Genomic DNA, 22893 nt, shown 5'->3' with positions numbered 1-22893 from the left:
TGCATCTGCAGCGCGCTGATTTCCTCGAACAGAACGGCACGCTGTACATCGCGCTGCGCGCGGTGACCAAGGCGGTCGGCGCGCAAGTGCAATTCGATGCGAAGAAGAACGCCGTGACGGTCACGACCGTGCTGCGGCAGATCGTCATGCACCTCGACGATGTCAACGCGACCGTCAACAACGACCACGTGAAGATGGATTCGGCGCCACGCAAGATCGCGGGGCGCGTGCTGGTGCCCTTGCGCGCGTTGAGCACCCTGCTCGGCGGCAATGTCAGCGTGGATCCGAAGAAGCATGAGATCGACGTCGCGTTTCGCGCCGGCTCCTCGGGCGATCAGCGAACGCCGCCTCCCGCTAGGACTGCTGACACCCTTGAGGGGACCGTTGTCGCGGTGGCGACAGACAGCGCGCCGCCGGCGGTGCAGATCGACGTCAACGGCGAACAGTACACGATCACCGTTCCGGTCGGCACGAAGATCCAGTTCCGCGACACGCGCGGCGCGACCGCGGGCACAGGGATACTGGCGCAAGTCAAGCCCGGCGACACGCTGATCGCCACGCTGGACGCGGCCGGCCATCTGCTTTCGGTCGCCGACATCTTCTCAGGGACGACCGGCACCATCGCGAGCGTGTCGGGAACGAGCATGGTGCTCACCAACGGCAAGGTGATCGCGGCTGACGCAACCACGACCAGCGTCGAGCTGGACGGCAAGAAGGCCGCCATGCGAGATCTCAAAGCCGGCGATCTCGTCACGGTGCGTTCGGATCCGAGGTCGAACAAAGTGCGAACGATTGTGGCGCTCACGCCGGGCGGTATGGCGACCAGCGGAGCAGCCACACCGAACCCGCTTCAGTCGGTCGTCGGAGACGTCCGCATCGGTGACGTGAGCGACAACGCGCACCGGCCGTTCCGCGCCGGCCAGTCGGTGCAGGTGTCGATGGATGGCACGCCGGGCGGCGTGGGCGCCTTCGATTTGGGCGATGTCGTGCTCGACAATGCGATGAAAGAGATCCGGCCTGGCCACTACGAGGGCGCGTACGCGGTAGCGGTCGGGACCAACATCATCGATGCGCCGATCCTCGTGAAGCTGACCAAGGGCGGGCTGACGGCGCACGCCGTCGGACCCGATCCGTTAAGCATCTTCACGGAGCCGCCGCAGGTGAAGGAAACCGCCCCGCTATCGGGAGCGCGCATCAACACGACCCGGCCGAGCATCTACGTGACGTTCGCGACCATCGGCGGCAAGGGGATGGACCCGGGCTCGTTGCAACTTCTCGTGGACGGCAAAGACGTCAGCGCGCAAGCCACGCGCACCTCCGCTTTCGTCACGTACTTTCCGGCCGCGGATCTGCACGCGGGCAGGATCAGCGTTGAAGTGAAGGGCTCGGACGTCGCCGGCAACCCCCTTGACTATACGTGGTCGTTCGTCATCGCAAACGGGTCTTGATCAAATGAACTTCGACTTGCGGACACGCCGCTGGGGCGCGATAGGCGCGCTTGCGTTGTGCGCGCTGGCCTACGGCTGCAGCAGCAGCAGCGCGCCGACCGACACGCTGGTCTTCGGCCGGAATAAGGACGCGGTCAAGCTCGATCCCGCCGTGGTGACCGACGGCATGTCGCTCAACGTCTCGATCGTGACGATGGAAGGCTTGACCAGCTACAAACCCGGTTCGTTCGAGATCGAACCCGGCCTTGCGACAGCATGGACGATGAGCCGCGACGGCATGCTGTGGACGTTCACCCTGCGCCGCGGCGTGAAATTCCAGGACGGCACCGATTTCAACGCGGCGGCGGTGAAGATCAACTTCGATCGCTGGCGCAACAAAAAAGACAAACTGCACCTGCTGCTCAAGGGCGACTACTCCTATTACGAGAGCCAATTCGGCGGCTTCCCCGGCGTCATCACAGACGTGAAAGTGCTCGCTCCGGACAAGGTGCAGATCGTTTTGACCCATCCGGTGGCGCCGATGCTCGCTAACCTGGCGATGCCGACGTTTGCGATGTCATCGCCGACGGCCATGGAGAAGGAGGGGGAAGATTATTTCCGCCAGCCGGTCGGCACGGGTCCGTACCAAGTGGCCGAGTGGGTGAAGGACGACCACATAACCTTAAAAGCGTTTGACGGCTACTGGGGCGGCAAAGCCAAAGTGCCCACCGTGGTCCTGCGCGATATCCCCGATGCCTCCACGAGTCTGCTCTCATTGCAGCGCGGCGACATCGACGGCTGGGAATATCCGCAGCCGAACGATCTCATCGTCATCGCCAAGGATCCGAAATTGGTCATCTACCATCAACCGGCGAACAACCTCATGTACTTGGCGATGAACAATCAGAAGAAGCCTTTCGACAACATCTACGTGCGCCGGGCGATCAACGAAGCCATCGATGCTCGGGCGCTGGTCAAGAATTTTTACGACCCGTCCGCCATCGTCGCGGACGAGTTCTTGCCGCCTGCGGTCTGGCCGCACGGCGTCAAGGTGAGCTATCCGTACGATCCGGCCGATGCGCGCAAACTGCTGGCGCAGGCAGGACCCGAGTACGCACACGGCTTTTCGACCACGCTGTGGTACATGACGCTGCCCCGCCCCTACCTGCCGCAGCCGCAGCGCGTGGCTGAAGCGATTCAGGCCAATCTCAAAGCGATCGGCATCAGCGTCAAATTGGAAGCATTCGAATGGGGCACGTATCTGCAAAAGGTCCAGAACGGCGATGCGAATATGGCGCTATTCGGCTGGACGGGCGACAACGGGGACCCCGACAATTTCATGTATGTGATCCTCGATAAGGATAGCGCGACGCCGCCGGGAGCGCAAAACGTGTGCTTCTGGAAGGACGAAGACTTCCACGCGCTCATGAAGCAGGCGCAAATCGCGCCCGATATGGCGGCGCGCTCGGCGCTCTACAAGAAGGCCCTGCAGCTGATCCACGATCAAGCGCCGTGCGTGCCGTTGGTCCACACCTCGCCGCCCATCGTGTTCAATAAGCGGGTGAAGGACTACCGGCCGAACCCCGACAGCGCGGAGCTCTTCCAGCACCTCTCGCTCTCGGCGAACTAGTCGATGGCTTCCTCCGCGCTCGAGACATGCGTGTTCTGCAGCATCGTCTCCGGCAAGATCGCGACGCCGTTCGTGTACGAAGACGACGCCGTGGTCGCGTTCGCCGATATCCGTCCGATCGCGCCCACGCACATCCTCGTCGTGCCGCGCGAGCATCACGAGACCTTGGCGGAGTTGGTGAAGACCGGAACTGCGGGCGATCTGTTGGGCCGGCTGATGAAAGTCGCCGGCGAGCTCGGCGCAGCTCGAGCCCCCAAGGACGGCGGCTATCGGGTCGTGGTGAACAACGGCGCCGCCGCCGGCCAAACGGTCTACCACGTGCACGTGCACGTGCTGTCAGGACGCCACTTCGCGTGGCCGCCGGGTTAGCGTGATGACTGAACATCCAAAGAAAATCGGGATCGTCGGCGCCGGCCGCATGGGCGCCAACATCGGCCGCCGCCTCAAAGACGTCGGCTACACGCTGAGCGCGGTGTTCGACTCGCGCCCTGTGGTCACGGCCGGGGTGGCGAGCGAACTCGGCGCGGAGGCGGCGTCCTCCCTGGCGCGCGTGAGCGAGCTCGCCGATACGATCGTGACTGTGGTGAGCGACGATCGCTCGATGCGCGAGATCTTCTCGCCTTCTGAAGACAGTCTGCTCTACCGCGCGCAAGGCAAGCTCTTCGTGAATTGCGCGACAGTTTCTCCGCAGGTACACGTCGACGTCGAGGCGTTAGCGTTGCGCGCCGGCGCGCAGTCCCTCGAAGCGTGCATGGCGAGCTCGATCACGCAGGCGCGTGACGGCACGCTGTATCTCATGTGCGGCGGCAGCCGCGAGGCCTTCGACCGCGCGCGGCCCATGCTCGAGAAGATGAGCGGCTCGTTGAAATACATCGGACCGGCGGGCTCCGCTGCGAAGGTCAAAGCGCTCGTCAACATGGTCATGAACATCAACACCGCGGGCTTGGCGGAAGGGCTGGGCCTCGGCGCTGCGCTGGGTCTCGATCTCGACATGCTGCGCGAAGTGTTCTCCCAAACCGGTGCGAACTCGCGCGTCTTGGAGACCGACGGCGCCGATATGCAGAACCGGGAGCACGAGGTGTACTTCTCCGCGGCGCACGCGGCCAAAGACTCGGGGATCGCCCTGGCCCTCGCGCAGGAGGCCGGGCTGGAGGTGCCGCTGGCGGAGGCTGCGCTCGGCCAGTACGAGCGCATGAGGGCGCTGGGATTGGGCGAACTGGACAAGTCCGGCATAGCCGAACTCACATTCCGGGGCCGAAAAGGCTCGGTTAGGCCGTAACCACGGACCTTTAGGTCCGTGTACCGGGACGAACTTCGCAAACCCAGGTCGGTTTATGGCGCCCGCTGAAGTACCCCAAGACTCCGAAAATGTTGCGGGCTGGTGCCCGCATCTTGCGTCAGGAGGGGCCGCGCGGCTCCTTGACGCGGAGACGTAATAGAGCGAAAAAGGGGGTGTCCCAATATGGAAACGAGAGTCGGATCCAACGAATCCATCGACAGCGCCCTCAAACGCTTCAAGAAGATGTGCCAAAAATCAGGCGTGCTCGCCGAAGCGCGCCGTCACGAGCACTACGAGAAACCGAGCGTGCGGCGCAAGAAGAAGTCCGCCGCAGCGCGCAAGCGCCGTTCGTAGTCCTTCGTAGTCCAAAGAGCAAAGGGGGCGACCAAGGGTCGCCCCTAATTTCTGAGAACGCATGGAAACAAAGACCCCGCACGAGCGCCTGAGCAATGACCTGAAGACCGCCATGAAAGCCCGCGACGCCGAACGGATGGCGACCCTGCGGATGGCGATCTCCGCGATGAGCTATCGCCGCATCGAACGCAACGCCGAGCTGACCGTCGACGAGCAAGAAGACGTGCTGCGCAAGCAGGTCAAGCAGCGCGATGACGCCATCACCGAGTATACGAAGGCTAAGCGCGCCGATCTCGCCGACAAAGAAGGCCGCGAGCGCGTGATCCTGATGGAATATCTGCCGCCGGAGTTGAGCGAAGCCGAACTGCGCCGCCAGGTGGACGAATTATTGAAGCCACTCGGTCCGCAAGTCAAGTTCGGTGACGCCATGAAAGTGGTCATGCCTGCCTTGCAAAAGAAAGCCAACGGCAAGGCCATTGGGGAGGCTGTGAAAGCAGCGTTGGCCGCGAGGGCGTCATGAGAAAGTTTTCCGGGGCGCTACGACTTGCGTTTGTGGCGTTCTCCGCCGGCGCCTTGCTGCTCGGTTTGGCGGGGCTCGGAGCGCGCGCAAAAGATTCCTCGCTGGTGCAGGTCGTGAAGATCGACGGGAACATCGACCCCGGCATGGCGCATCGCGTGCAGCGCGCCGTGGACGACGCCAAAGCCAACGGCGCGCGCGCGATTCTGGTCGTCGTCAACACGAACGGCGGCGTGGTCGACGATGCCAACGACATCAAAGATGCGCTCTCGACCTCCGGCATCCAGACGATCGCGTACGTCTCAGGCCGCGCGTGGTCCGCGGGTGCGCTCATCTCCCTGGCCTGCGACAAGATCTACATGGCACCCGGCTCCAGCATCGGCGCCGCGGAACCGGTGCTGTTGCCGCCCGGCGGGCAGATGGCGCCGGCGGGGGAGAAAGTGATCGCCGCGCTCCGCTCGGAGATGATCTCGCTTGCGGAAGCGCACCATCGCAATGCAGACATCGCCGCCGGCATGGTGGATCCGAACGTCGTCATCCCTGGGCTGAAGAAGAAGGGGCAGATCCTTTCGCTGTCCGCGCAAAAGGCCGTGCAACTCAAGTTCGCAGACGGCATCACCAGCAGCGACGTCGCCTCGCTTGAAGCCGCCGGCATTCGCCAAGCGCGGCTTTCCACGACCGAACCCAGCCTGGGCGAGCGCATCGCGCAGTTCGTCACCGATCCGATCGTGTCGGGGCTGCTGCTCACCATCGGGTTTTTGGGATTGCTGATCGAGATGCAGACGCTTCATCTGGTCGCGGGCGTCATCGGCATACTCGCGTTGGCGCTCTTTTTCGGAGGTCACATCATCGCAGGCGCATCCACGTGGGTGATCACCGCGTTGTTCGCGCTTGGCGTTGTGGCGCTGCTCTTCGAATTGCACGTGCTGCCCGGACATGGCATCGCGGGGCTCGTCGGGGGCTTGCTTATCCTTGCGAGCATCGTCCTCGCATTCGGCGCCGCCTTTTGGGTCCAAGGCTTGCTGTACACGTCGCTGTCGCTGCTCCTGTCGGTCGTGGTGTTCTTCGTGATACTCCGCTGGCTGCCGGAAAGCGCGTTCTTGCGGCGCCTCGCGTTCGCCGGCGCGCAAGCGCCCGGAACCGGCTACACCGCCGTGCCCGCTCCGACCCACCTGATGGGCAAGCAAGGCATAGCGGACTCTTTGCTGCGCCCGGTCGGCGTCGCCACCATCGAGGGCGTGCGCTACCAAGTGCAAACAGCGGGTGAGTTCATTCCCGCGCAGACCCGCATCGTGGTGTCGCGGATCGAAGGCGGCACTATTTTCGTCACCCGCGCTCCAGTATAGAAGGGGACCACCGTGACCCTAGGCGTTATCGGCGTTTTCATCGTCGCCATCATCGTCCTCGTCGGATTCTTTTGGTTTCTATGGCTGTTCCCGTTCGGTCTGTGGATCCGCTCGCAGGCGGCAGGCGTGCGGCTGGGCATCCTCAGCCTGGTGCGCATGCGCCTCATCAACATACCGCCATCCATCATCGTGGATGCGCTCATCATGGCGCGCAAAGCCGGTCTCGACGTCACGGATGCGCAATTGCAGGCTCAGTACTTGTCCGGCGGACACCTCGATCGCGTGGTGCTCGCCCTGATCGCCGCGCAGCGCGCCGAGATCCCCCTCGAGTGGCAGCGCGCGTGCGCAGTCGACCTGGCGGGGCGAAACCCGCTCGAAGCCATTCAAACGTCGGTCAATCCCAAGGTCATCGAGACGCCGATATTCCAGGGCGTCGCCAAAGACGGCATCCAGCTGAACATCAAGGCGCGGATCACCGTCCGGACCAACATCGATCGCTACGTCGGCGGCGCGGGAGAGCCGACCGTGATCGCGCGCGTCGGCGAGGGCGTGGTCGCGGCCATCGGCGGCAGCGAGAACTATAAAGAAGTGCTCGAGAACCCGGACCACATCAGCAAGACGGTGCTCGCCAAGGGTCTGGATGCCGGCACCGCATTCGAAATCGTTTCCATCGACATCGCCGACGTGGACGTCGGGCGCAACGTCGGCGCCGATCTGCAGACCGCGCAAGCCGAAGCTGACCGCCGCGTCGCCCAGGCGAAGGCAGCCGAGCGACAGTACGCTGCGATGGCGCAAGAACAAGAGATGAAGGCGCAGACGCAAGCCATGCGCGCGAAGGTCGTCGAGGCGGAAGCGCTTGTGCCGGCGGCGATCGCCGATGCGTTCCGCAGCGGTCATCTCGGCGTCATGGATTACTACCGCATGCGCAACGTGCTCGCCGACACCGAGATGCGCCAATCGATCTCGGGCGGCGGTACGTCGGGCAGCGGCGGCCAGGTGCCCCCACCCACAACGCCGCCGGCATCCGGCTCGTAGCCCTTGCTCCCACTTTCGCCGCCGGCGATCATTTCGCAGATCACTCGCGCCGACGACGGCGGAGGGGCGGTGGTCTTTTGGGTCGTCGTGGGCATCATCTGGTTGGTCTCACAGATAGCCAGCAGCCTCAGAGGGGCGCGCGCGGCACGCAGCAGAGCGCAGGCAGCCGCCGGGGCGCCGCAGGCCGGACGGCCGACGCGCACGCACTCGATCAAGGCGACAGCGCGCACGTTCCCGACTGTAGCCTCGCAGCAGACGGCACTCGAGGACTCCGAAACGGCACAAATCCCTGCGGCGCAGTACCTGGCCGGCGCGCCGCTCGGGAGGCAAGCCGACGACGCCGAACGCAGAAAGGTGTACGGGGACTTGCTCGCCAGCTTCGGCGGCAGCGCCGTTTCACCGGATGCGCCGCAGCCGCCGGCGCCGCCCGTCGCCGCTCCAGGCACCGCCGCGATCGCAGAGGCACAAGCGCCGTCACGCGGTGCGCTGCTAGGCGATCTTTTCGGGTCGCGCGGGCTGGCTTTCGCCATCGTCGCTTCGACGATCATCGGACCATGCGCCGGTCTTAAGCGCGAGCCGCAGGAGCCGGGCGGCTGGTAGGCCGCGCAAGAGTCACAAGAGCAAGCGTTTGGCGCAGGCATCGCACTCGGCGCGCATCTCGATCGCAAGTCTGCGCGATCGCGTGCGGCTGTTCGGGCAGCTGGACGAGAATCTCAACGCTCTCGAACGCCACGCGGACGTGACGCTTCGCGTGAGCGGAGACGAGCTGACCGTGACCGGGCGAGCGACCAACATAGAGTTGGCCAAAACGGCGCTTGAAGCGATGATCGCCTCCGCCGCCGGCGGCGCCGTGCTCACCCAGGCCGACGTCGTCGCGGCGATAGACTCCGTGCGCAGCCACGGCTCGACTACCGGTTCGACCAAAGTCAAACATGCCGCGCCCGTAGAGGACGGCGCAGCGCTGGCGACCACCCGTCGCGGCCGGCCGGTGCGGCCCCGAACGACGGGCCAGCGCGCGTTCGTCGACGCCGCCGAGAAAAACACGCTTACGCTCTGCATCGGTCCGGCGGGAACGGGGAAGACTTTTCTGGCGGTGGTGCTCGCGCTCGCCGCGCTCCGGGCCGGCCACGTCGAGCGCATCATCCTTTCTCGGCCGGCGGTGGAAGCGGGGGAGAAACTCGGCTTCCTGCCGGGCGACTACCAGGCGAAGGTCGATCCGTACTTGCGCCCGCTCTTCGACGCGCTCGCCGAGATCATGGAGCCGGCGGCCGTCACGCGAGCGGTCGAGCGCGGTCAGATCGAAGTGGCGCCGCTCGCCTACATGCGCGGCAGGACGTTGGCCGAGGCCTTTATCGTCCTGGACGAAGCGCAGAACACCACCAACGAGCAGATGAAGATGTTCCTCACGCGCATCGGTCAAGGCTCACGCATGATCGTGTGCGGGGACGTCACGCAGATCGATCTGCCCGCAGCCACAGAATCAGGCTTGGTCGCAGCCGCGCGCATCTTCGGAGGCGTCGAGGACGTCGGCGTCGCGCAGCTGACGGAAGCGGACGTCGTTCGTCACCCGCTCATCCGCCGCATCATCGAAGCGTATGCGCGCGCGAAGAAGTAAGGCTCCACAAAGCGGTCCGCGCGTCTACGTGCGCGGCGCTCGCCGCTACCCCGGTGCGGCGGGCGCGCTGAAGAACGCCACGCTTGCCGCGCTGGCCGCGGCAGCGCCGCACGTGCGCGGCGACGTGACGGTCGTGCTCACGGATGACGCCGCGATTCGGCGCCTGAATCGCGACTACAGAGGCAGCGACAAAGCCACGGACGTGTTGTCCTTTGAGATCAGCGACGGTGCGAAGCCGGAGGAACCGTTCGGCGACGTGGTCATCTCGGTCGAGACTGCAGCGCGCCAGGCGCGTCGCTATCGCGCGCGCCTCGAAGAAGAGATCCTGCGGCTCCTGGTGCACGGCACGCTGCACCTGTGCGGACACGATCATCACGAGCGCCGCTCGGCCGGGCGCATGCACGGGCTCACGAATCGGCTGCTCAAAAGTCTTTCCGCGGTATGACGAATCGCTCGTTCGCTCAGGCAGTGCGCGACGCGGTAGACGGCGTGGGGCGCACGCTGCGCGAGCAGCCAAATTTTCGCATCCAAATAGTGCTCGGCGCGCTCGCTGTCGGCGCGGCGGCGCTCATGCATTTCGCTGCCTGGCGCTGGGCGGTTCTCGTGTTGACCATCGCACTGGTGCTCGGCGCCGAACTCTTCAACACCGCACTCGAGCACGCGGTCGATTGCGCATCGCCAACGGAACACCCCTTGGCCCGAGCGGCCAAGCACGCGGGGGCGGGCGCCGTGCTCGTGATCTGCCTCGGCGCCTTGGCGGTTGGGGTTTGGCTGTTCGGCGGTGCGTTCTGGCACTTCTAATGAAGCTTGTGGTATGCCGGACTTTAGTGCGGCTTTGTCGAATCCGGGTGAGATAAATGGCGGATCCTAGGTTGCCGGCCCTCCTGGGTATTTTCTTCCTCGTCGTTCTCGCAGGTCTGTTCGCTGCGTCCGAAGCCGCGCTGCTCGGTTTGAGCCGCCTTCGGCTCCTGCGGCATGACGAAGACGCGGTCAACAAGTCTCTCGCCAAACTCCTCGACGATCGCAACCACTACCTGACGACCATGCTGGTCGGCAACACCATCGTCATGCTGTCGGCGGACTCGCTCGCGACGTGGCTCGCGATCCAGTACGGGCACGACATCTGGCAGCCGGTGCTGCTGGCGACCGTGATCATGACGCTGTCCATCCTGATCTTCGCCGAGATCCTTCCCAAAATGGTGGTGGTTCAGGACCCGCTCAAATGGGCCCCGAGACTGTCATGGTTCCTGCACGTCATGGGAATCGTGCTGCGGCCGATCACCTGGATACTGGTGGGCTTCACGTCCTTCATCATCCGGCTTTTCGGCGGCGACCCGAGCGCACACGGTCCCTACGTCACGGAAGACGACATTCGCGCTCTCGTGAACGTCGGCGAGACACAAGGCGCGCTCGAAGAAGAAGAAAAGCAGATGATCCACTCGATCTTCGAGTTCGGCGACACGATCGCGCGCGAAGTCATGACGCCGCGAACGGACATCGTGGCGGCCGACGTCGCGGATCCGGTCTCCACCGGCGTCGACCTCGTCATCCGCGAAGGCTACTCGAAGCTGCCGGTGTTCGAAGAGAAAATCGATCATATCATCGGAGTCGTGCACGACCGCGAGATGCTGGGAGCGGTGACCCGGGGTGAGCTGTCGCGGCCGCTGCGCTCGCTCATGCGTCCCGTTAAAGCCATACCCGAGAACAAGAAGGTGCACGAACTGCTGCGCGAGATGCAGGCGGAAAAAGTATCGGTGGCGATCGTGGTCGACGAGTACGGCGGGACAGCCGGCTTGATAACCATGGAAGACTTGCTCGAAGAGATCGTCGGGGAGATCATGGACGAATTCGATGCAGAGGAACAGGACCACCCGCCGGTCATCAAACGCCTGGGCGACACCGAGGTGGTCGTGGATGCCCGTATGAGCATCGACGACGTCAACGAGCAGCTTGGGCTGAACCTTCCGACCGCTGACTTTGAGAGCATAGGCGGCTATGCGTTCGGTATGTTCGGTCGTGTCCCGGCGCCGGGCGAGCAAGTGGCGATCGGCACCGGTCTGACGCTGGTCGTTGAGGAAACCGCGGGAAGAAGGTTGCGTTCAGTCCGCATAAAGAAAGCACCATCTACAAATGGCGCCGGTTTCGCAGTGCCGAGCGGCGAGCAGCAACCGATTCACAACGGCAAATCCTAACATCTGAGGAGACCACGGTGCCCAGACTCGACGAGAAGCAGATCGAAGCGCTCGCCAAAAAAGCCTGGGAAACCTGGCTTTTCGCGTACGCTCCCTATTCGCAATTTCGCGTCGGCGCCGCGCTCTTGGGCGCCGACGGTCGCGTGTTCACCGGAGCCAATGTCGAAAACGCGTCGTATGGGCTGGCGATGTGCGCGGAGCGAGTCGCCGTAGGCGCCGCCGCGGCTGCAGGGGTCCGCTCGTTCGTGGCGATCGCCGTCGCCGGGGATGATCCCGATGGCGTGATGCCATGCGGAGCGTGCCGCCAAGTGCTGGCCGAGTTCTCGGAAAACATGCTGGTGCTGCGTTGCCGGCCAGACGGCTCGTACGTCAAGACGTACTTGCGCGCTCTCATGCCCGCCCCGTTCTCGGGGCACACGTTCGCGGAAGCCGAAGAGCGCCTCGAAGTCGCCGGCCGCTCTTAATCTAGTCCAATCCTTTTTGTAATGCCGGGGCTTTAGCCCCGGAGTCCGAACCCAACCCCTGATGAAAGAGTACAGCGTCGAAGCATTCGTGCTGCGCTTGAGGCCGCTCGGCGAAGCCGATCGGATCCTCACCTTGTTTTCACGCGAGCGCGGCAAGTTGAGCGCAGTGGCAAAAGGCTCGCGCGCCACGCGCAGCAAGTTCGGCGCCCGCCTCGACTTCTTCGCGCGATCGCGTTTGACGCTGCACACGGGCCGCAACTTGGACATCATCACCGGCGCCACGCTCGTAGCCAACGCCTGGGATAAGTTGGTGGACCCCGATGTCTTCGCGTCGGTGGGGTATGTCGCAGAGGTCATCGACAGCCTGTGCGAGCCGGACATGGCCGTGCCCGAGATCTACGATTTGCTATGCGAGCTGCAGACGCTCGTCGAACGAGGCGAGGCCACGGCATCCATGCTGCCGGCGATCGATCTTCGATTGTTGGGCGCGCTCGGCTTGGCTCCGGAACTCGAAGCGTGCGCGCGCTGCGGCTCCGCGCTCGGCCGACGCCCGCTGTCCGGTGGGCGATGCAAGCTTTCTCCGCAGGCGGGTGGGCTTGTATGCCGGCGCTGCGCGCTCGGTCTTGGCGGGGTTGCGGCGGATCGAGACGGCACTGCGGTCGCGGACAGAACCGCTTTCAGCGTCAGCGCGAGCGAACTACGCATGCTTCAAGCATTGCGCGGCATGCCGTTGCAGCTCGCAGCCGCTCGGCCCGAAATCGCGGCGCTGCGCAGCCGCACGCGCCCCTTCGTCGAGTATCAACTCGGGCGGCGCTCCAAGGCGTTGTCCGTGCTCGACGTGCACGCGCGACCGCGCGGCGCTCGACGAAACGTGCGGGAGCGGGCGGCGGGCGCGTGAGCGACGCGCTACTCGGGGTAGATGTGGGCAGCGTGCGCATCGGACTCGCGATCAGCGAGCACCCGGATCTGCCGGCGATGCCGCTTCTGACCTTCAAGCACGAGAGTCGCGCGCGCGACATCGAGCGCATCGTGGAGCTGGCCCAAGCGCGCGGCGCGCGCCGCATCATCGTGGGCAACCCGATGCGGCTTGACGGATCGGCCGGGCCGGCCGCGCAGAAAATGGACAAGTTCGTCGCGGAGCTGCGCGCGCGCTTCGCGGGAGACGTCGTGCAGGTGGACGAGCGGCTGACCACGGGCGCAGCGCAGGCGAAATTGCTTGGCGGGGAGCTATCGCCATCGCGGAGGCGTGAAGTCGTGGACCAGCTAGCCGCGGTGGAGATCCTCCAGACGTACCTGGCGCAAGCGAAGCACGGCAGCTGACATGCGGCGAGCGATCCTTATCATCGCCATCGTCGCCGCAGCGTTGGGACTGCTCGTCGCGGCGGCGCTCGCGTGGTTGGTGTATGGCGACCGCTCGCTGCCCGCGCAAAGCGTCACGCTTATGGTCGAGCGAGGCAGCGGCGTAGCGCAGATCGCTTCGCTTTTGAAAGAACACGGCGTGGTGCGCTCGACCCGGCTGCTGTCCGCATATCTGCGCTGGCGCGGCACGGCGACGCGGATCAACGCTGCCGAGTATACGTTCAGTGCGCGCGAAACGCTGCCGGAGGTCACCGCCGTTTTGGAAAGCGGCGGCCGTCCGCCCACCACCTGGATCACGATTCCGGAAGGCTTTACGGCGCTGCAGATCGCGCAGCGGCTCTCGGCTATGCGCTTGCCCGCGGCCGCCGATTTCATGCACGTCGTGCGGACGCGAAGCGTGCGCTTCGGCGCCGCGCACAGCAACGGGCTGGAGGGCTTTCTGTATCCCGAAACTTATCAAATCGCGTTGGAGGCAAACGCTGAAGACATCGCTGCGCGCATGACCGAGCAATTCGGGCGGGAGCTGCCCCGCGACTACGCCGTCGCCGCGAAGCGGCTGGGCTACAGCCTTCCGCAAATCGTCACGATCGCGTCGATCATCGAGCGCGAGGCGAAAGCCGACGCCGAACGGCCGGTCATGGCGGGCGTGTATTACAACCGGCTGCGGCGGAAGATGCCCCTGGAGGTCGACGCGACCATCGAGTACGCATTGCCCAAGCACAAGTACGCCCTTTCGTTTCGCGATCTTGCGGTGGACAGCCCATATAACACCTACACGCACGTGGGCCTGCCGCCGACGCCGATATCCAACCCCGGTAGGCGCTCGATCCTCGCGGCTCTCCACCCGCGACCCACCACCCACCTGTACTACGTGTACTGCGGCAAAGGACGCCATGAATTCTCCGACACGCTCGCCGAGCAGCAGGCGGCCGAGCAGCGCTGCTTGCACTAGGGCGCTCACGCGGGTGCGTTGAAGGGGGGAACGACATGCACGAAGAGGTACACGCGCGCGCTGAACGCGTCGAGCTGCAAGACAAGATCGTGGTCGCGACCTCGCGCGAGGGCGCTTTGGACTCACCCGAAGAATTCGAGTTCGAAGTCGTCGGTATCGTCGAAGAAGCCGGCAGCGCGGCGAACTACGCGGTTTGCTATAGCGAAGGGCTCGATGAGTTCATCGTCACCGACGACACCGGTACGCTGCTTCCCGATGACAAGCTCGCCCAAGAGATCCTGAACGATTTTCTCGCTCAAGCATCCGACGGTTCGAAGGAGAACGGCTCATAGAGTCTGGCGTGGCGCTCCGTATGAAGCACGGGAACGGGTTGACGGAACGCCGAGAGCGGGTCGTCTTGTTCCTGTCGGCAAGCGTGGGGGAGGGGCACACGGCAGCCGCCCAGGCGGTCTGCGCTGCGCTGCGCGAGCAGAGTTCTCAGACGCGCTGCGAGGTCGTGGACTCGTACCGCTACGCGTCTCAAGTGTTCCACAAGGTTGCGAGCAACGGGTACATCGGCATCGTCAAAGTGCTGCCGCAGTTGTACAAGTTCGTCTACGACCAAGCCGAGCGCGCGACCAAGGTGTCGTCGTTCAAGAAATGGCTGCATCGCTACACCGCCGTCAATCTGCGCCAGCTGGTCTCGACCATGCGGCCCGACGTCGTGGTCTGCACGCATGCGTTTCCGTGCGGCGTCATGGCCGAATACAAACGCGAGTTTTCAGACGCCCCTCCGGTGGTCGGCATCGTCACGGATTTCGTCGTGCATCCGTTTTGGATCCACCGCAACATCGACGGCTATGCCGTGGCCACGCCGGCCATGCGTCAGATGCTCATCGCGCGCGGCGTTCCCGAGGGCCGCATCGCCGTCACCGGTATCCCGGTGGATGCGCGCTTCGGGCGCAGCGTTTCCAAACGAGAGGTGCGGCGGCGGCTCGGCATCGACGTCGATCGAACCACGCTGCTGCTCATGGGAGGCGGACTCGGCATCGGCCCGCTCGAGAAATCAGTCGTCGGCTTGGATCGCTTGCGCTGCGATTTTCAAACCGTAGTGGTCGTCGGCAAGAACCCGGCGCTGGAACGGCGCTTGAAGGCGACCGCGCGCACCCTGCGCCACCCCATGACCGTCGTCGGCTTCGTGCCGAATGTCTTCGATTACATGCGCGCGGCGGACGTCTTGGTCAGCAAGCCCGGCGGTCTCACGAGTTCCGAATCGTTGGCGGCCGAGTTGCCGATCGTGATGCTGAAGCCACTGCCTGGTCAAGAAGAGCGTAACACGCGCTATCTTGAGGACAGCGGCGTCGGAATCCGGGTGCAAACGTCGAAGGAGTTGGTGCACGAGTTGGACCGCTTGTTGGGCGATCCTGAGGCGCTCGAACAGATGCGAGTCGCCGCGCGCAGGTTGGCCAAGCCGTTCGCCGCGCAGGCCGTGGCGGAGATGATCGCGTCGCTCGTTCCGGCTTGAAGTCGGGTCAGCGGCTGTGGTACACTGACGAACGTCCCGCGGAGAGATGGCCGAGTTGGCTGAAGGCGGCGGTTTGCTAAACCGTTATAGTGCTGTAAAGGCGCTATCGAGGGTTCGAATCCCTCTCTCTCCGAATCATCAAGTGCGTGCGCTCGTAGTTCAGCTGGATTAGAATGCCAGACTACGAATCTGGAGGTCGGGGGTTCGAGTCCCTCCGAGCGCGATCGCAACAACTGCGGCCGTCGGCAGCGCCCGGCGGCCGCACCTACGTCTTGCTAGTCGAACGAATGTAGCGACTCGAGCGAAGCTCGAGTGTAGTGCCGGGGCTTTAGCCCCGGAAAGAATGTAGCGACCCGAGCGGAGCTCGGGTGTAGTGCCGGGGCTTCCCCGGAAAGAATGTAGCGACCCGAGCGGAGCTCGGGTGTAGTGCCGGGGCTTTAGCCCCGGAACGAATGTAGCGACCCGAGCGGAGCTCGGGTGTAGTGCCGGGGCTTTAGCCCCGGAGCGGGCCTCGGTAGCTCAGAGGTAGAGCAGGGGACTCATAAGCCCTTGGTCGCAAGTTCGAGTCTTGCCCGAGGCACACGCTTTTTCTTGAGGTGAACCACGCGTCGCGAATGCATAATGCGCCCGTAGCTCAATTGGATAGAGTGTCGGCCTCCGAAGCCGAAGGTTGGTGGTTCGAGCCCACTCGGGCGCGCGGTACTGTCGAAACACGGAGACGATGAGCGTCACGACTTCCACCGACACCGGCTTCATGCGTAAGGCCTTGGAACTTGCCGAGACCGCGCAGCGCCACGGCGACGTGCCTGTCGGCGCCGTGCTGGTCATCGACGGCAAGATCGTGTCGGTCGGGTTCAATCAAAAGGAAGCCAATCACGATCCGACGGCGCACGCCGAGATGGTCGCACTGCGCCAAGCATCGGCGCATCGCGGCGGGTGGCGCTTGTCGGGTGCGACGATGTACGTCACCAAAGAACCCTGCGTCATGTGCGCCGCCGCATGCGTGGCCGCGCGGATCGATCGCATCGTCTTCGCATGCGCGGATCCCAAGGGCGGTGGAGCCGGATCGGTGCTCAACGTGTGCGATGATCCGCGACTGAACCACCGCGTCGCGGTCGAGCGCGGCGTGATGGAAGAGGAAGCTGCAGAGATGCTGCGTGCATTTTTTAGAGACCGTCGCGCGGACGAGCTTTGACCCGCGACGATCGGCAAAGGGGCGGCCGAGGCCCTCTTTGAAGGTCAACTATGGAGAGGTGGCAGAGCTGGTCGATAGCGCTCGCCTCGAAAGCGAGTAACGGTTAAACCCGTTCGTGGGTTCGAATCCCACCCTCTCCGCCATGCGTGACCAAGGAACCTAAAGACCCCGGTGTGCGTTACCGCCGTAACGGGGGACAATCGTACGTGGTCAGACTCGTTCGGGCTGTGCTCGCCGCCGGGCTGTTGTTGCTGCCGGGCATCGCATCCGCCGATGGCGACGGCGATATCGACGATTTCGCTGGCGGCATCCGATTCACGCGCGGCGGGACCACCTTCGTGAACTACGATTCGGCGTTGAAGACGCAGCTCGATGGGTTTTGGAACACGGCTCGCGCCGGCGTGTGCACGTCCATTTGGCAGCAGTTGAATGGAAGCGGCTATGCGATGCCGAGTCAGCAGGATTTCTTCACATGCTCGTTTCCGCCAAGCGGGGAGATGCGCGCCAAGGCGTTGACCGGAAACCGCGTGGGTGTGAAGTATGTCCTGCACGGCGCAAAAGTTCAAAGCTCGCATTATCCCGCGAACCCGAAACTCGTGCCGCCGAGCGCTACCTATGCAGCGACGTTCGACATGGAGATCGGGCTCGAGATCGACGTCAGCAACACACCGTTCACTATTGTCGGCGGCGCAGGATCAGTCGCACCGGCACCCGGTTTCTCGCTGCAGGCGCAGCCTCAGCCGCACGGCACCGTCGCTAATTTCGGTGCCCTGCTCACGAGCGCCGTGACGGCAAGCCATTTCTTGGACTCGTGGAAGCACCAGCTGGATATCTTGAGCGCGATCGTGCTGCAAGACCCGGCCAATAAACAGTACCCGCTGATCGCGCTCGGCATCAGCGGCGGCCACGTATTGGTCGCCCTCGATCAATTCAAGATCAACCCGAAGGCGCTCAGCGGGATGGCGTTGACCTCCGAAGGGCCGAGTCTCTCGTATCTGGAGTGCGCGAATCCGGTATCCGGCGATGCGGTTTTGCTTTCGGTCACCCCGTCGGCGGGCGAGACATCCGCCGAATTGCTGCTCCAGTATCTCGCGAGCGCGGGATGGCAGGACTACCCCGGCGTCGGAGCGCTGAAACCGCCGGCCTGGAAGGCGACCTTTTCGGTCGCGACGCTGCGCGCTCGTGGGGCGTCGTGGCGTTGGTCGAGCAAGGCGCTCGGAGGCGCGCACGGCGGCTGGGTGCCGTGGTGCGGCTTTAGCGTTGGCCCCGCGCGGGTGCGCATTTAAGGAGAGGTCGATGAATCGCTCCGTTATCGGGATAACGCTCGCCGTATTCCTCGGCGTGGTCGCCGGGCCATCGCTCGCGTCCGGGCCAAAGGCAAACGCGGTCATCTTTCCGGATCAGGGGCCGAGCGGCACGAAGATCATGCTCTGGGCGTGCGGCTTCGACCCGCATCCCTGGCCCAACGGCGCAACGCCCGACCATTTCGAGATCACCGTGGACAACACGACTGTGGTCGCGACCGTTCCGGTGAGCCGATGCAACAACGTCAGCGTGGGTTTTGGGCAGAACACGCAAAACCCGCCGAGCATCACCGTGAGCGGCGCGCCGGGGAAGCACAACATCTTCGTGACGCTCATCTTTTCTAATGGGGTTGGGCTGATGGCTCCTGCGGTCCCATTCACGATAACGGGCTCGCCCAAGATCCTTTTCTGTTCCAGCTGCATCGCTGCGACGCCGACGCCGACGCCGGCGCCTCTCGGGGCGCAATTCAGCCCGCCGCCTCCCGGCGCTTTCACGCTGACGATCACCGGCATCAATTCGTGGGCTCCAAGCTCTGGGCAACCGTTCACGCTGAACTACTCGCTCACCGACAATTGGAAGACATTTGGGCCCAACGCCAGCACCGCGGTCGCGGCTAAACTCGATGGCGTGCTGCTCAACTACTGTCAGCCCATCACCTCGTTCAACCTCGGACAAACGATCAATGGAGGCGTGACTGCGACCGCGCCGGCCCCGGGGCAGCACACCATCGATCTGTATTACGTGCTCGGCCTAGTGCCGGCATGCCCAGGTTACACGCCGTCCGGCCGGCTGCGGCTGATCGGAAACGGGGTACTCGCGCAAGCCAGCCTGACGTTCATGTCGAGATAAAAGAGCATGGATGGCTGGGTGCGCGCTTGAACTTGACGTGCTTGGCCACTGGGGGAGAGGTGCTGGAGTGGTCGATCAGGCACGACTGGAAATCGTGTAGGCGCTAAAACCGTCTCGAGGGTTCGAATCCCTCCCTCTCCGCCATTTGCAAGGAACCTGTAGCCGCACGGCTGTAACCATGCCGAGCCCCGGGCCCCGCGCGACGAAAACCCGCTAACCCCGTCAGGACCGGAAGGTAGCAGCGGCGTGTGGGACCTTTCGAGTGCCGCGGCCAGCTCGGGGCAAAAGCTCCCCCGCCTTTTTATTTTCATAAGGCTGGTGAGGCTTTGGTGGGACACTTGGATGACGGTCACAGGCGCGTTAGAGGGAGGAGTGGTATGCTTGGTTGCGAAGGCAGGGTGGTGCCTGTCCCGTGAATGACGTTAGCACGTCTTTAGGGGCTGGGTTGAGCACTGCGGCAATCTTTCTTATCGTAGCTTTATGCGCCGCATGCTCCATCGCCGTAACGGCGATCTACCACTGGGCCGTCGCGCGGCCGAGGTTCCGATCTTCCGGGGACACCGTATCTGAGACGGGCCCGGAAAACAACACGGAGAGCCTTGGAGCGCTGCGCGACCGGATGGCTGCCCTTGAGGCGGCTTCCGCAGACGCCCTGCAACACGTCGGGTTCGTGCGCTTCAACGCATTCCCGGACGTCGGATCAGAACTCTCATATGCTTTGGCCGCGATCGATGGGCGCGGTAATGGTTTTTTGATTTCGAGCATCTATTCGCGCGAAGAAGTGCGGACGTATGCGAAGGCCGTCCGGAACTTCGCCGCCGACAAAGAGGTCAGCGCTGAGGAACAGCGCGCGCTCGAGATCGCCGTGACCGCTTCTAAATCGAAAAAATAGGGGGAGATGGGTGCCGAAGGGATTGTTATCGCCGGATAAGCGTATCGTCATCAAGATCATTCCGCATGACGCCGCATCCGTGTACAAGCTCGAAGTGACGCACCGTCATGTGGCAATCGGGCTGACCTGCGTGCTGGCTGTCGTCGCGGCGCTGTTCTTCGATCATGAAGTGCAGGTGCGCGCCGCTGAAGCGCAGGTGAAGGCGCTCCAGAAGGTGACGACGTCTCAGCGTCAGCAGTTGGTCAATTTCTCGAACCAGACCAACTATATGTGGCGCCAGCTGCACCAGATCCAGCATGAGAATCAGGTCATCCGCCGCCTGACGGCCACTCCCGCGCCCCACCCGCCGGTCGGAACGGCGAAGCAAGCCAAACCGTTTGCGATGCTTGCGCCGGAGCCGGTCGCCGTTGCGCCGCTACCCGTCGCTGTAGTGCCGATGCACGCGCCGCCTTCGCCGACGCTGTGGGCACAAGTGGTCGCGCTGGCCCGCGCCTACCAGGACAGCACGGTGACGTTTGCGAGCGAGTCAGCGCAGATGTCGGTGCTCGCGATCGAGCTGGACCACACCTATTCGGACGCGCTGGTGCTCAAGGGCAAGGCGCTTGCTTTGGCCGAGGCTCGGCGCGAAGAGGCGATGGCCCGGCAGCGCGCGCTCGACGCGATGCCGTCCATCTGGCCGACCGAGGGAAGCATCACGGGTTGTTTCTGCTATCGGAGCTACCCGGATCGCGAGTTCCACCCCGGCGTCGATATCGTCAACGACTACGGCGCACCGGTGTACGCCACCGCATCCGGTACCGTCATCCTGGCCGGCTGGGATTCTGGGTATGGCGAGAAGGTCGAGATCGACCATGGCAACGGCTACGTCACGTGGTACGGTCACAACACCGAGTTGCTCGTGAGCGCCGGGCAGAGCGTGCATAAGGGCGAGCTCATAGCGCGCGTCGGCTCAACCGGCTTCGCGACAGGACCGCACGTCCACTACGAGGTCTTGCTGAACGGAACCCCGGTGAATCCCGAGCCGTTCTTGTCGGGCAGCGTCCTGCCGCAACTTCCCCAGATCAGCTCGTAAACCTCAAGCCCCGGAATCGCGACGCCGTTCGGCGAACGCCTGCGGTGTGCCTAACGCCGCCCATCCAGTGTGCGCATGTCCCATCGCGTAGCCGTCTCGCGCACGAACGCACGCGTGCGCAATTTCTGCATCACCGCTCACATCGATCATGGCAAGACGACCTTGTCCGACCGGCTGCTGGAGATCACCGGCACGCTGGCCGCGCGCGATATGACGGATCAGGTGCTCGACTCGATGGATCTCGAGCGCGAGCGCGGCATCACGATCAAAGCGCATCCGGTCACCCTGCAATATCAGGCTCGCGACGGCGAGACCTATGAATTGAACCTGATCGACACGCCCGGGCACGTGGATTTTTCGTACGAGGTGTCGCGTTCAATGTCGGCGTGCGAGGGGGCGCTGCTGGTGATCGACGCAGCGCAGGGCATCGAAGCGCAGACGCTCGCGAACTATTACTTGGCGGATGAGGCGAAGCTCGAGATCATCCCGGTCATCAATAAGATCGACTTGCCTTCGGCGAATCCCGATGCGGTGATTCGCGATGTGGAGGAGACGTTGGTGATCGAGGCGTCGCGCGCCATCAAGGCGTCGGCGAAGGAAGGCATCGGGATCGAGGAGATCCTCGAGGCGATCGTGCGCTACGTGCCGCCGCCGAAGGGCTCGGCCGAGCACCTGCGGGCGCTGGTCTTCGACTCGCACTACGATGCGTATCGAGGCGTGATCTGTTACGTGCGCGTGGTGGATGGAGCGCTGCGCTCGGGTATGAAGATCCGCTCGATGGTGAGCGATCGCGTTTTCGAGGTCATGGAGGTCGGTACGTTCCAGCCGGAGATGCGCCCCGCGGAGATGCTGGATCTCGGCGAGGTGGGCTACGTGATCGCCAACGTCAAGTCGCTGTCCGAGATCGCGGTCGGCGATACGCTGACCGACGCGAATTCACCGGCGCACGTGCCGCTGCCCGGCTACCGTAAGGTGACGCCGATGGTGTACTGCGGGCTGTATCCGAATGAGGGAGTGCACTACGGCGACCTGCGCGACGCGCTGGAGAAGTTGAAGCTGAACGACGCGTCGCTGTCGTACGAGCCGGAGTCCTCGATCGCGCTGGGGTTCGGCTTCCGCTGCGGTTTCCTCGGGCTGCTGCACATGGAGATCGTGCAGGAGCGGCTCGAGCGCGAGTATGGGCTGTCGCTTATCGCGACGTCGCCGTCGGTCGTGTACCACGTACGCACAAATGCCGGTGTGGAGATGACGATCGACAACCCGGCGAAACTGCCGGCGCCGCCCGAGATCGCGAGTCTGCAGGAGCCGTTCGTGCGCTGCTCCATCATCTCGCCGGCGGAGTATATCGGGCCGATCATGGATCTGTGCCAAAGCAGGCGCGGTACCATGCTGTCGATGGACTACATCTCGCCCCAGCGCGTGATCTTCCAGTACGAGATGCCGCTGGCCGAGGTGATCATCGACTTCTTCGATCATCTGAAGTCGCGCACGAAGGGCTATGCGAGTTTGGATTACGAGCTCATCGGTTACCGCGAGGGCGATTTGGTGAAGCTCGATATCCTGTTGAACGGCGAGTCGGTCGACGCGCTGTCGTTCATCATCCATCGTGACAAGGCGCCCCTGTGGGGCCGCTTGCTGGCCGAGAAGTTGAAGGAAGTGATCCCGCGGCAGATGTTCGACGTGCCGATCCAAGCCGCGATCGGCAACAAAGTCGTCGCGCGCGAGACCGTCAAGGCGATGCGCAAGAACGTGCTCGCCAAGTGCTACGGGGGCGACATCACGCGCAAGCGCAAGCTGCTGGAGAAACAGAAAGAAGGCAAGCGGCGCATGAAACAGGTGGGCAACGTCGAGCTGCCTCAAGAGGCGTTCATGGCCGTGCTGCAGTTGGAACGCAGCGGCGGCTAGT

The 22893-nt window shown here is 63.9% G+C and carries 25 protein-coding genes, 6 tRNA genes and 1 other RNA gene; all 32 read left to right on the top strand.

The annotated features are described in order from the left end of the window. Window positions 1-1448, top strand: a 1448-nt coding sequence (locus VN934_09740) for a copper amine oxidase N-terminal domain-containing protein (GenBank protein HXM19067.1), incomplete at its 5' end; no start/stop codon positions are given. Between the two features lie 16 nt (window positions 1449-1464). After that, window positions 1465-3057 (top strand): ABC transporter substrate-binding protein, encoded by a 1593-nt coding sequence (locus VN934_09735; GenBank protein HXM19066.1) that lies wholly within the window; start codon window positions 1465-1467, stop codon window positions 3055-3057. A 3-nt stretch (window positions 3058-3060) separates the two neighbouring features. Continuing rightward, entirely contained in the window at window positions 3061-3426 is a 366-nt protein-coding gene (locus VN934_09730; protein HXM19065.1) for an HIT domain-containing protein, read from the top strand. Window positions 3427-3430: 4 nt separating this feature from the next. Further along, complete coding sequence (locus VN934_09725; protein HXM19064.1) at window positions 3431-4336, top strand: NAD(P)-dependent oxidoreductase; 906 nt, start codon at window positions 3431-3433, stop codon at window positions 4334-4336. 183 nt (window positions 4337-4519) lie between these two features. After that, complete coding sequence (gene rpsU, locus VN934_09720) at window positions 4520-4690, top strand: 30S ribosomal protein S21 (GenBank protein ID HXM19063.1); 171 nt, start codon at window positions 4520-4522, stop codon at window positions 4688-4690. A gap of 61 nt (window positions 4691-4751) precedes the next feature. Beyond that, window positions 4752-5210: a GatB/YqeY domain-containing protein gene (locus VN934_09715; protein HXM19062.1), complete on the top strand. Its 459-nt coding sequence runs from the start codon at window positions 4752-4754 to the stop codon at window positions 5208-5210. Then, window positions 5207-6553 (top strand): NfeD family protein, encoded by a 1347-nt coding sequence (locus VN934_09710; GenBank protein ID HXM19061.1) that lies wholly within the window; start codon window positions 5207-5209, stop codon window positions 6551-6553. Before VN934_09715 ends, VN934_09710 begins: the two co-directional genes overlap by 4 nt. Window positions 6554-6565: 12 nt before the next feature. Next, a complete protein-coding gene (floA, locus tag VN934_09705) occupies window positions 6566-7588 on the top strand; it encodes a flotillin-like protein FloA (GenBank protein HXM19060.1) in 1023 nt (340 codons plus the stop codon). Between the two features lie 3 nt (window positions 7589-7591). Continuing rightward, on the top strand, window positions 7592-8188 hold the full coding sequence (locus tag VN934_09700) for a hypothetical protein (GenBank protein ID HXM19059.1): 597 nt from the start codon (window positions 7592-7594) through the stop codon (window positions 8186-8188). Window positions 8189-8216: 28 nt separating this feature from the next. Further along, window positions 8217-9203, top strand: a complete 987-nt coding sequence (locus tag VN934_09695) for a PhoH family protein (GenBank protein HXM19058.1) — start codon at window positions 8217-8219, stop codon at window positions 9201-9203. After that, entirely contained in the window at window positions 9184-9648 is a 465-nt protein-coding gene (ybeY, locus tag VN934_09690) for an rRNA maturation RNase YbeY (GenBank protein ID HXM19057.1), read from the top strand. Before VN934_09695 ends, ybeY begins: the two co-directional genes overlap by 20 nt. Then, window positions 9645-10004: a diacylglycerol kinase family protein gene (locus tag VN934_09685; protein ID HXM19056.1), complete on the top strand. Its 360-nt coding sequence runs from the start codon at window positions 9645-9647 to the stop codon at window positions 10002-10004. Before ybeY ends, VN934_09685 begins: the two co-directional genes overlap by 4 nt. Before the next feature lie 56 nt (window positions 10005-10060). Continuing rightward, window positions 10061-11395 (top strand): hemolysin family protein, encoded by a 1335-nt coding sequence (locus tag VN934_09680; protein ID HXM19055.1) that lies wholly within the window; start codon window positions 10061-10063, stop codon window positions 11393-11395. 17 nt (window positions 11396-11412) lie between these two features. Continuing rightward, window positions 11413-11859 carry a cytidine deaminase gene (locus VN934_09675; GenBank protein ID HXM19054.1) on the top strand — a complete coding sequence of 149 codons (447 nt, stop codon included), beginning with the start codon at window positions 11413-11415 and terminating at the stop codon, window positions 11857-11859. Between the two features lie 61 nt (window positions 11860-11920). After that, a complete protein-coding gene (recO, locus tag VN934_09670; GenBank protein ID HXM19053.1) occupies window positions 11921-12757 on the top strand; it encodes a DNA repair protein RecO in 837 nt (278 codons plus the stop codon). Continuing rightward, the gene (ruvX, locus tag VN934_09665) at window positions 12754-13179 is read left to right on the top strand and encodes a Holliday junction resolvase RuvX (protein ID HXM19052.1); all 426 of its coding nucleotides are present in this window, start codon (window positions 12754-12756) and stop codon (window positions 13177-13179) included. Before recO ends, ruvX begins: the two co-directional genes overlap by 4 nt. 1 nt (window position 13180) lies before the next feature. Further along, on the top strand, window positions 13181-14170 hold the full coding sequence (gene mltG, locus VN934_09660; protein ID HXM19051.1) for an endolytic transglycosylase MltG: 990 nt from the start codon (window positions 13181-13183) through the stop codon (window positions 14168-14170). Between the two features lie 35 nt (window positions 14171-14205). After that, window positions 14206-14502 carry a hypothetical protein gene (locus tag VN934_09655; protein HXM19050.1) on the top strand — a complete coding sequence of 99 codons (297 nt, stop codon included), beginning with the start codon at window positions 14206-14208 and terminating at the stop codon, window positions 14500-14502. A gap of 8 nt (window positions 14503-14510) precedes the next feature. Further along, entirely contained in the window at window positions 14511-15674 is a 1164-nt protein-coding gene (locus VN934_09650) for a glycosyltransferase (protein HXM19049.1), read from the top strand. A gap of 40 nt (window positions 15675-15714) precedes the next feature. After that, window positions 15715-15807 (top strand) — tRNA-Ser (locus VN934_09645). 15 nt (window positions 15808-15822) lie between these two features. After that, a tRNA-Arg gene (locus tag VN934_09640) sits at window positions 15823-15897 on the top strand. A gap of 285 nt (window positions 15898-16182) precedes the next feature. Continuing rightward, window positions 16183-16254 (top strand) — tRNA-Met (locus VN934_09635). A 43-nt stretch (window positions 16255-16297) separates the two neighbouring features. Beyond that, a tRNA-Arg gene (locus VN934_09630) sits at window positions 16298-16371 on the top strand. 24 nt (window positions 16372-16395) lie between these two features. Continuing rightward, window positions 16396-16869: a tRNA adenosine(34) deaminase TadA gene (gene tadA / locus VN934_09625; protein HXM19048.1), complete on the top strand. Its 474-nt coding sequence runs from the start codon at window positions 16396-16398 to the stop codon at window positions 16867-16869. A gap of 52 nt (window positions 16870-16921) precedes the next feature. Beyond that, window positions 16922-17012 (top strand) — tRNA-Ser (locus VN934_09620). 63 nt (window positions 17013-17075) lie between these two features. Beyond that, a complete protein-coding gene (locus VN934_09615) occupies window positions 17076-18155 on the top strand; it encodes a hypothetical protein (protein ID HXM19047.1) in 1080 nt (359 codons plus the stop codon). Window positions 18156-18165: 10 nt separating this feature from the next. Then, on the top strand, window positions 18166-19023 hold the full coding sequence (locus VN934_09610; protein ID HXM19046.1) for a hypothetical protein: 858 nt from the start codon (window positions 18166-18168) through the stop codon (window positions 19021-19023). A 53-nt stretch (window positions 19024-19076) separates the two neighbouring features. Further along, a tRNA-Ser gene (locus tag VN934_09605) sits at window positions 19077-19167 on the top strand. A gap of 42 nt (window positions 19168-19209) precedes the next feature. Then, an RNA gene (gene ffs, locus VN934_09600) (signal recognition particle sRNA small type) lies at window positions 19210-19308 on the top strand. 127 nt (window positions 19309-19435) lie between these two features. Continuing rightward, window positions 19436-19915 carry a DUF4446 family protein gene (locus tag VN934_09595; protein HXM19045.1) on the top strand — a complete coding sequence of 160 codons (480 nt, stop codon included), beginning with the start codon at window positions 19436-19438 and terminating at the stop codon, window positions 19913-19915. Window positions 19916-19925: 10 nt separating this feature from the next. Beyond that, window positions 19926-20987 carry a peptidoglycan DD-metalloendopeptidase family protein gene (locus VN934_09590; protein ID HXM19044.1) on the top strand — a complete coding sequence of 354 codons (1062 nt, stop codon included), beginning with the start codon at window positions 19926-19928 and terminating at the stop codon, window positions 20985-20987. A 75-nt stretch (window positions 20988-21062) separates the two neighbouring features. Further along, window positions 21063-22892 carry a translation elongation factor 4 gene (gene lepA, locus VN934_09585; protein HXM19043.1) on the top strand — a complete coding sequence of 610 codons (1830 nt, stop codon included), beginning with the start codon at window positions 21063-21065 and terminating at the stop codon, window positions 22890-22892. The last annotated feature ends 1 nt before the right edge of the window (window position 22893 follow it).

The sequence above is a fragment of the Candidatus Tumulicola sp. genome, assembly GCA_035601835.1.
Lineage (GTDB): Bacteria > Vulcanimicrobiota > Vulcanimicrobiia > Eremiobacterales > Eremiobacteraceae > DATNNM01.
The sequence above is the reverse complement of the archived record's forward strand: the minus strand, read 5'-3'. Positions and strand labels throughout refer to the sequence as shown.